Genomic DNA, 9,066 nt, shown 5'->3' with positions numbered 1-9,066 from the left:
CTCGCCCGCGACGGCCACACCGAGGCCGCCGTCGACCTCGCCCGCCTCGCGGGCCTGCGCCCGGCCGGCGCGATCGTCGAGATCGCCGGCGAGGACGGCCGGATGCTGCGGCTGCCGGAACTGGTCCCGTTCGCCCGCAAGCACGGGCTGACGATCATCTCCATCGAGGCGCTGATCAAGTACCGCCGGACCAGGGAAGTCGCGGACGGCGACGGCTTGACGAGCGTGGGGCGCGGCGAACTCGGCGAAGGGCTGAGGCAGCGTGCCGGGACCACCGGCATCGAGGCGGAGCGGCTTCGGGGACGGGTTCCGGCGGATGCCGGTGCCGGTCTGCCCGTCGGTGACCGGAGTGCGGTCTCGGCAGCCGGCGGGGGCACCGGTGGGCGGAGCCTCGCCCGGTCCGTCGTGCCCGCCGAAGCCCCGAGGCCGGTCGCGGTGCGGGGCCTTGTCCGGCCCGGCGGCCCCTCCGAAACGGCCCCCCGGCCCCCGGAGCCCCTCGTCCACCGCGAGGCCACGACCCCCCTCCCCACCGCCCACGGCACCTTCACCGCCTACGGCTACCGCGCCGCCGACGGTGTCGAGCACGTCGCGCTCGTGCGCGGGGAGATCGGCGACGGCGAGGACGTCCTCGTACGGCTGCACTCCGAGTGCCTCACCGGGGACGTGTTCGGGTCGCAGCGGTGCGACTGCGGGCCCCAGTTGGACGCGGCGCTGGAGCGGGTGCAGGAGGAGGGACGCGGGGTCGTCGTGTACCTGCGAGGGCACGAGGGGCGGGGGATCGGGCTGCTGCCCAAGCTGCGCGCCTACGAGCTCCAGGAGCAGGGGCACGACACCCTCGACGCCAACCTGGAGCTGGGCCTGCCCGCGGATGCCCGGGACTACGGCGCGGGCGCCCGCATCCTCGCCGACCTGGGCGTACGCACCGTCCGCCTGCTGACCAACAACCCCGAGAAGACCACCGCGCTCGCCCGGTACGGCCTGACGGTGACGGCCCGTGAGCCGGTCCCCGTCCAGGCCGGCGAGCACAACATCCGCTACCTGCGCGCCAAGCGGGACCGGATGGGACACGACCTGCCCTGGCTGGAAGAGGCCGGCGGCGACCAGCGAGACAACCGAGGAGAGAAGTGAGCGGCAAGGGCGCACCGGAGCTGTCCGTACGCAATGTGGGTGACCTCCGGGTCGCCGTCGTCGCGGCGCAGTGGCACGAGAAGGTGATGGACGGCCTGGTGGACGGCGCCCTGCGCGCCCTGCACGACCTCGGCATCGACGAACCGACCCTCCTGCGGGTCCCCGGCAGCTGGGAGCTCCCCGTCGCCGCCAAGGTCCTCGCGGGCCGCGGCTACGACGCGATCGTCGCCCTCGGCGTCGTCATCCGTGGCGGCACCCCCCACTTCGAGTACGTCTGCCAGGGCGTCACCCAGGGTCTCACCCAGGTCTCGGTGGAGACCGGCGTTCCCGTCGGCTTCGGCGTCCTCACCTGCGACACGGAGGACCAGGCCCTCGACCGGGCCGGGATCGAGGGCTCGAACGAGGACAAGGGGCACGAGGCGGTGACGGCGGCGCTGGCGACGGCGGCCGTACTGCGTTCAGTATCTGAACCGTGGCACTGAGCCAGATGAGCGTCGGGCTAGAGTGACCTCACCATGTCCAAGAAGACGTTCGAGGAGCTGTTCACCGAGCTCCAGCAGAAGGCCGCCACCGGCGACCCCACCACCTCCCGCACCGCCGAACTCGTCGGCAAGGGCGTCCATGCCATCGGCAAGAAGGTCGTCGAAGAGGCCGCCGAGGTCTGGATGGCCGCCGAGTACGAAGGCAAGGAAGCCGCGGCGGAGGAGATCTCACAGCTCCTCTACCACGTCCAGGTGATGATGGTCGCCCGCGGGATCTCGCTGGACGACGTGTACGCCCACCTGTAGAAAACGCGTTCAGAAAAAACCCCTCCCGACAGACAGAAGGAAGCCGCCCTCATGCTGCGCATCGCCGTCCCCAACAAGGGTTCCCTCTCCGGCCCTGCGGCGGACATGCTGCATGAGGCCGGCTACCAGGGGCGCCGGGAGGCCAAGGAGCTGCGGGTCGTCGACCCGGTCAACGAGGTGGAGCTGTTCTACCTCCGCCCCCGCGACATCGCGATCTACGTCTCCTCCGGCCGCCTCGACATCGGCCTCACCGGCGAGGACCTCCTCGTCGACTCGGGCGCGAACGCGGAGGTCATCCTCCCGCTCGGCTTCGCCCGCTCCACGTTCCGCTTCGCCGCCAAGCCCGGCACGGCCACGAGCCTCGCCGACCTCGACGGCAAGACGGTCGCCACGTCCTACGAGGGCATCGTCGCCAAGTACTTCGCGGACAACGGCGTCGACGCCTCCGTCGTCCACCTCGACGGCGCCGTCGAGACGGCCATCGAGCTGGGTGTCGCCGAGGTCATCGCGGACGTCGTCGAGACCGGGACGTCCTTGCGCAACGCGGGACTCGAAGTGTTCGGCGAGCCGATCATGAAGTCCGAGGCGGTCGTGATCCGGCGGACCGGCGCGGACACCGAGGACCCCAAGGTGCAGCAGTTCCTGCGCCGCCTCCAGGGCGTCCTGGTCGCCCGGACGTACGTGATGATGGACTACGACTGCCGCGTCGAGCAGTTGGAGAGGGCCGTCGCCCTCACACCCGGCCTGGAGTCCCCGACCGTCTCCCCGCTGCACAACGAGGGCTGGGTCGCCGTCCGCGCCATGGTTCCCGCCAAGGAGGCGCAGCGGATCATGGACGACCTGTACGACATCGGCGCACGCGCGATCCTGACGACGGCCATCCACGCCTGCCGGCTCTGACAGCCCAGTGAAAGACCGCGCCATGCCTGAACTGCCCGTCACCTTCCGCCCCGGCCGCACCCGCGCGGTGCTGCTCGGCTCCGGCGTGATGATCTTCCTCACCATCTCCGCCGTCGCGATGCTGCTCGAACAGCTCGGCCCGGGGGAGCGGCTGAGTTTCATCTTCACCGGCGGCCTGGTCTTCTGGGTCCTCGCGCAGCTCGCCCGGGTCCGGGTCGTCGCCGACGAGGCCGGGGTCACCGTCGTCAACATCGCCTCCCGGCGCCGTCTGGAGTGGGCCGAGATCCTCCAGGTCAACCTGCGTCCCGGCGACCCCTGGGTGTTCCTGAACCTCAGCGACGGCACCAGCCTGCCCGCGCTCGGCATCCAGCCGGGGCTCGACAAGAAGCACGCCATCACCGACGCGACCACCCTGCGCGCACTGGCCGAGGCGCGCTCGATCGGCGACCCCGAGACGTCCTAGGGGTGAGATCCGGGCTGACTCGGGGCCGCCGGGCCTGCCGCAGATGCCCCTGTCTTGATTAATCTGGTGGCGGAGACGCATTCCTGGCGCCTCCGCCCCTGCCGTACCGCGCCCCGGCGGGCAGGGGGACACCTGCTATCCGAGGAGTGACTCCCTCCGGCAATGGACGGATCGTCCTGTAGTACCTGCGCCGCCCCCTCTCCCCTCACTGCGGAGGCGGCGGCATCATGATCACCCCCCTGTTGCTCCTGACGGCCGCGTTCGTCCTGATCCTGGCCAACGGCTTCTTCGTGGCCGCGGAGTTCGGACTCGTCACCGTGGAGCGCCCCGACGCCGAGAAGGCCGCCGCCGAGGGCGACAAACGCGCCCGTACGGTCGTGGAGTCGCTGAAGGAGCTCTCCTTCCAGCTCTCCGGCACCCAGCTCGGCATCACCATCACGTCCCTCGTCGTCGGCATGCTCGCCGAACCGGCCCTCGCCGACCTCCTCGACGGCCCGTTCACCGCGGCCGGCATCCCCGCGGGCGCCGCCTCCGGTGTCGCCGTCGCCGTCGGCATGCTGCTGGCCGCCGCGATCCAGATGGTGATCGGCGAACTCGTGCCGAAGAACTGGGCGGTGTCCAAGCCGCTCCAGGTCGCGCGGTTCGTCGCCGGACCGCAGCACACGTTCTCCCGGCTCTTCCGCCCGGTGATCGCCGCCCTGAACACCGTCGCCAACCGCCTGGTGCGCGCGCTCGGCGTCGAACCCACCGAAGAGCTGGCCTCGGCCCGCACCCCCGGTGAACTCGTCTCCCTGGCCCGGCACTCCGCGCAGGCCGGCGCCCTGGAGCAGGACACGGCCGACCTGTTCGTCCGCACCCTCTCCCTGGCCGAGCTGACCGCGCAGCACGTGATGACACCCCGCGTGAAGGTCAGCGCCCTCCAGGCGTCGGCCACCGCCGAGGACGTCGTCAACCTGACCCGGGCCACCGGCCTGTCCCGATTCCCCGTCTACCGCGAGAAGATCGACGAGATCGTCGGCATGATCCATCTGAAGGACGCCCTCGCAGTCCCGGTCCACGACCGGCTGCGCACCCCGGCGAGCCGGATCGCCCGCCCCGCCCTGCTGGTCCCCGAGACCCTCCCCGTCCAGCCCCTGCTGGCCCGCCTGCGCAGCGAGCAGCCCATCGCCGTCGTCGTCGACGAGTACGGCGGCACGGCCGGGGTCGTCACGCTGGAGGACATCGTCGAGGAGATCGTCGGCGAGGTGCGTGACGAGCACGACGGGCAGGACACACCCGAACTCGCCGCCGCCCCGCCGGAGGACGGCCGTCCCGCGTGGGACGTCGACGGCAGTTGTCGCGTCGACACCCTCCAGCGCATAGGCCTGGAGGCCCCCGAGGGGCCCTACGAGACGGTCGCCGGCCTCGTCGCCGACCTCCTCGGGCGGATCCCCGCCGTGGGGGACCGCACCGAACTGCCCGGCTGGCGGCTGTCGGTGCGCCGCGTCGGCCACAACCGCGCCGAGCGCGTCCGCCTGGTGCGGACCGCCGACGCCGCTGCCGTGGAGGGCGTCCGATGAGCCTCCTCCAGCTCCTGTTCGCCGCGCTGCTCGTCCTCGCCAACGGCTTCTTCGTCGGCGCCGAGTTCGCGCTGGTCTCCGTGCGCCGCAGCCAGATCGAGCCGCTGGGCACGGCGCGGGCCCGCCAGGTCCTCTACGGCCTGGAGCGGCTCCCGCAGATGATGGCCGCCGCCCAGTTCGGCATCACCCTCTGCTCGCTGACGCTGGGCGCGGTCGCCGAACCGACCGTCGCGCAGCTCCTGGAGCCGGTCTTCGAGTGGATCCGCCTCCCGCACGGCATGATCCACCCCCTCGGGTACGTCATCGCCCTCGCGGCCGTGGTCTTCTTCCACCTCGTCATCGGCGAGATGGTCCCGAAGAACCTCGCGATGGCGGCCCCCGAGAAGGCCGCGCTCTGGCTCAGCCCCGGGCTCGTCTGGTTCGCCCGCCTCTGCAAGCCGGTCACCGTCGCCCTCGGCGCCGTCGCCCAGGGCATCCTGCGGCTCTTCCACGTCGAGCCCAAGGACGAGGTGGAGGCCGTCGTGACGAGCGAGCAGCTCAACCGGCTCCTGGAGGACTCCGGCCAGGCGGGCCTCCTCGCCCCCGAGGAGCGTGAACGCCTCGAAGACGCCCTGGAGCTGGGCTCCCGCCCGATCACGGACGTCCTGCTGAAGCGCGAGGCACTGGTGACGGTGACCCCCGCGGTGACACCGGGGGAGATCGTCGCGCTGACGGCCCGCACCGGGTATTCGAGGTTCCCGATAGCCGCCGAGAAGGGTGCCTTCATGGGGTACCTGCATGTCAAGGACGTCCTGGACCTGGAGGACTCCGAGCGGGCTGTGCCGCAGCACCTGTGGCGGCCGATGACGACCCTGCGGTCCGAGTTGCCTTTGGACGACGCCCTGACGGTGATGCGCCGGGCGGCGACCCACCTCGCGCAGGTCGCCGACGGCTCCGGGAAGGTGCTGGGGCTGGTGGCGTTGGAGGACGTGCTGGAGATGCTGGTGGGGGAGGTCACGGACCCGGCGCACCGGGAGGTTCCGGAGAAGGCGCTGGCAGTCTGAGTCAGGGGGAGGGCGGTCGGGGGAGGCGGTCACATGGCCGACGGATCCTGCGGCCCCCTCCCCGACAGCACCTCCCCGTACGCCTGCATCAGATCCGCGAGCCGCAGCGTCGCCAGGTCGTCCCGCGACAACGCCCCCGTGTACATCGACAGCCGCAGGTCCCGGTACGCGCAGCTCTTCTCGTACAGCGTCCGCAGGAACCGCCCGTTGCCCAGCTCGTCGATCCACCCCTGCTCCACCACGTGCCCGGCGATGGACCGCAGCTCGTCGAGGGCCTCCTCGTCCCACACGTCCCCGTTCTCCGCCGCCAGCACCTCGCCGATGGCGGTGAGTTCGAGCGGCCGGTAGGACGGGAAGTCGACGCGGGAGGTGAACCGGGACGACAGCCCGGGGTTGGCCGCGAGGAGCCGGTCCATCCCCTCCGGGTACCCCGCGAGGATGACGACGAGGTGGTCCCGGTTGTCCTCGGCCCGCTTCAGCAGCACCTGGAGCGCCTCGTCGCCGTACGCGTCGCCCTTGCCGTACCCCGAGTTGGAGAGCGAGTACGCCTCGTCGACGAAGAGAACGCCGCCGAGCGCGGAGTCGATCAGTTCGTTGGCCTTGACGGCGGTCTGGCCCAGGTACTCCCCGACGAGGTCGGCGCGCTGGGCCTCGACGAGGTGGTCCCCGCCGAGGAGGCCGAGGGCGTAGAAGACCCGGCCGAGGATGCGGGCGACGGTGGTCTTGCCGGTGCCGGAGGGCCCGGAGAACACGAAGTGCCGTTTCGGCGGCTGCACGGGCAACCCCTGACCGGCCCGCAGACGCGCCATGTTGAGCTGCGCGGAGAGCGCCTTGACCTGCCGTTTCACGGGTTCGAGCCCGACCATGCGCTCCAGTTCGGCGAGCGCCTCCTCAAGTAAGACGGGGTCGGCGGGGCCGGGCGGCAGCGCGGAGGCGATGAGCCCGGACTTCTCCCGCACACCCGGTTCGGCGACGGGCGGCAGCGGTACGACCGGCGGCAGTTCACCGGGGTCGGTGAGTTTCAGGTCCCGGCCCTCGGTCCCGAAGAGCGGGTCGAACCCGTCGGTGCCGTCGACGCTGTCCTGGCCGAACCCGGTGAGGGTGATCGCCGCGAGGTCGGCGGAGTCGTCGTAGCCGTCGCCCTCGGCTATCGCGGCGAGGCGGGCGGAGGTGTCCATGAAGGCGGCGTCGACGCGGTGGACGGCGCGGTAGAGGGGGAGGGCGGCGGCGGAACGGCCGGTGCCCTCGTGCGCGCGGGCGAGCCAGTAGCGGAGCTCCTTGCGCTGGGGCTGTTCGCTGCGGCAGCGCATGAGGGCGGTGGAGAGCAACGGCTCGGCCTGGCCGTACATTTCGAGCCGGACGCGGGCCATCCCGCCGAAGAGTCCGGCCTCTATGCCGAGGAGCGGATCGTCGAGCAGGGGATCGGTGTGCCGGGTCAACTGCTCCCAGTCCTTGACCAGATAGGCCCGGCAGGCGTGCAGGAACCGCACCTGGTGGTCGGTGTCGACAGGAGGCAGACCCGCCAACGCCCGGTCCAGCTCGGGGACATGGCGTCCGTCGAGCCAGTGCGAGGCGTGCGCGAGCAGCAGATCGCGCGGGCTCTCCAGCACGGGCTGCACCCACCAGCCCAGCCAGTACCAGGAGTTGAGCGTGCGGCGATGCCGGGTGCGCTGTTCGCCGAAGCGGTCCCGGTGCCGGAACATCCGCAGCAGCGCGGTGGTGGTGTCCACGCGCAGCGCGTGCAGCCCGAGCCAGCCGTCGGCCATACCGGGGTCGATCCGCACCGCGGTGCGGAACTCCTCCTCGGCCTGCGGATAGGCGCCCATCGTGTAGGCGTCCACGCCTCGCAGCCAGGCGAGGTCGGCCGGGGCGTCGGGGCCCCGGGTGCCGAAATCCATCACGTCCCCCACAAACCGTGCCCCCGTCGGATGGCCGCCGGGCCGTCGCCCGTCGGCCGTCGGAGCCGAACCGCTGTGCCACGGACCGGAGTTGAGAGAAGCATTCCGGTAGGTCGCACCGAGGGCATCGTACCCGCGCGGACGGGGTCGGCCGTAGGGTGCCGCACCGGACGTTCGACGAGGTGGGAGCAGATGGGGCGCATCCGGAGCGGTGACCCTGGGTGATCGGAATCAGCCATTCCGAGGCCGTCTCGCGGCCGAAAAGCGGCTCGCGGACCGGAAGAGGGCAGAACGAAGCCCCCGATCACGGGGGAACAACCGGGGGCTTCGCGTCTGCGGGCGGCTTCGAATGCCGCACATTGAGAACGTAAGTCCTGTACGGCCCCTCGGTCAAGCCGAGTTGAGGCACTCAAGGGGTTTCCCTGGCGGGAGCCTTCACGACTTCACCACATCGCGGACGGTTCGTCACCCTGGGTGACTTCTTGGTCCGGACCAGGCGGCCCCACGGGCCCCGGAAGCACGTCGTACCCCTCAGATGTCTGCCGTACCAGCAGATTCGCGAAAGGTCGTGTGGGATCTTCGGCGAAATGTGCGCGCTCCGCCCGGACCCAGCCGTCCCAGAACTCCCGCTGCTCCGTTCCGTCCCGCGCCCGCCCCCGCGCCCAGGCCGTCTCCCGGTCCAGATCCATCCACAGCACCGCCGCGAGATGTGGCCGCAGCGCCCGCCGCCCGGCCCCCACGCCCTCGATCAGGACGACGGGCGCGGCGGGCAGCGTTCGGGGCGGCCCGAAAGCGCGGGTACGCCAGTCGTACGGGGCACAGGTGCCGTCCTCCCCACGGCTGAACGGCCCGACCACCCCCGTCAGCACCCGCTCCGTCCAGCCGAACAGCTCCGCGTGGCTCGCGACGTCGTCGATCCGGAGCACCGGCGCCCCGCCCAGCGCCTCGGCCAGCCGCCCGGCGAACGTCGACTTCCCCGACCCCGCGTGCCCGTCCACGCCGATCAGCCGGACCGGCCCGCAGGAGGGCGGGAGGCGGCGCAGGAGGGCGGGGAGGTGGTGGATGGCGGGTCCTGTGGGTCGTACGGGAGACGGGGGATTTTCAGTCTAGGCGTGTTCATGTCGGTGCCGGACGGGGCGGGGGCGCGCGGGCATAGTGGGTGGCCTGTCCGATCGATCCAGGGGGAACCGTTCATGAGCGGAGCCGAGCAGCCGTCGCGCAGGGCCGTCCTCGCGGCCGTCGTCGCCACCGCCCCCGCGGGTGCCACCACCAGCGCCGCCGCCTCGC

General features: G+C 71.7%; 9 protein-coding genes. 7 read left to right on the top strand and 2 right to left on the bottom strand.

Annotation, left to right across the window (positions count from 1 at the left end; all coding sequences use genetic code 11):
- The 7 genes from ribA to ACVNF4_RS27935 all read left to right on the top strand — a co-directional run.
- Positions 1-1,128 (top strand): GTP cyclohydrolase II (ribA, locus tag ACVNF4_RS27965; protein ID WP_461805654.1); only part of this gene is annotated, 1,128 nt, incomplete at its 5' end.
- Positions 1,125-1,610 (top strand): 6,7-dimethyl-8-ribityllumazine synthase, encoded by a 486-nt coding sequence (gene ribH, locus ACVNF4_RS27960; RefSeq protein ID WP_461805653.1) that lies wholly within the window; start codon positions 1,125-1,127, stop codon positions 1,608-1,610. The genes ribA and ribH, both read left to right, overlap by 4 nt.
- Positions 1,611-1,643: 33 nt before the next feature.
- A complete protein-coding gene (locus ACVNF4_RS27955; RefSeq protein WP_187750802.1) occupies positions 1,644-1,916 on the top strand; it encodes a phosphoribosyl-ATP diphosphatase in 273 nt (90 codons plus the stop codon).
- Between the two features lie 51 nt (positions 1,917-1,967).
- Positions 1,968-2,816 carry an ATP phosphoribosyltransferase gene (hisG, locus tag ACVNF4_RS27950; RefSeq protein ID WP_461805652.1) on the top strand — a complete coding sequence of 283 codons (849 nt, stop codon included), beginning with the start codon at positions 1,968-1,970 and terminating at the stop codon, positions 2,814-2,816.
- Between the two features lie 22 nt (positions 2,817-2,838).
- A complete protein-coding gene (locus tag ACVNF4_RS27945; RefSeq protein ID WP_461805651.1) occupies positions 2,839-3,279 on the top strand; it encodes a PH domain-containing protein in 441 nt (146 codons plus the stop codon).
- A 227-nt stretch (positions 3,280-3,506) separates the two neighbouring features.
- Complete coding sequence (locus ACVNF4_RS27940; RefSeq protein ID WP_461805650.1) at positions 3,507-4,838, top strand: hemolysin family protein; 1,332 nt, start codon at positions 3,507-3,509, stop codon at positions 4,836-4,838.
- Positions 4,835-5,881: a hemolysin family protein gene (locus tag ACVNF4_RS27935; RefSeq protein WP_461805649.1), complete on the top strand. Its 1,047-nt coding sequence runs from the start codon at positions 4,835-4,837 to the stop codon at positions 5,879-5,881. Before ACVNF4_RS27940 ends, ACVNF4_RS27935 begins: the two co-directional genes overlap by 4 nt.
- A 29-nt stretch (positions 5,882-5,910) precedes the next feature.
- On the opposite strand, the gene ACVNF4_RS27930 is transcribed toward ACVNF4_RS27935, so the two are convergent.
- Complete coding sequence (locus tag ACVNF4_RS27930) at positions 5,911-7,779, bottom strand: AAA family ATPase (RefSeq protein WP_461805648.1); 1,869 nt, start codon at positions 7,777-7,779, stop codon at positions 5,911-5,913.
- A gap of 443 nt (positions 7,780-8,222) precedes the next feature.
- The gene (locus tag ACVNF4_RS27925) at positions 8,223-8,843 is read right to left on the bottom strand and encodes a uridine kinase family protein (protein ID WP_461805655.1); all 621 of its coding nucleotides are present in this window, start codon (positions 8,841-8,843) and stop codon (positions 8,223-8,225) included.
- Between the last annotated feature and the right edge of the window lie 223 nt (positions 8,844-9,066).

The organism is Streptomyces sp. S6 (genome assembly GCF_054880855.1).
This window is presented reverse-complemented; position numbering and strand designations above follow the sequence as displayed.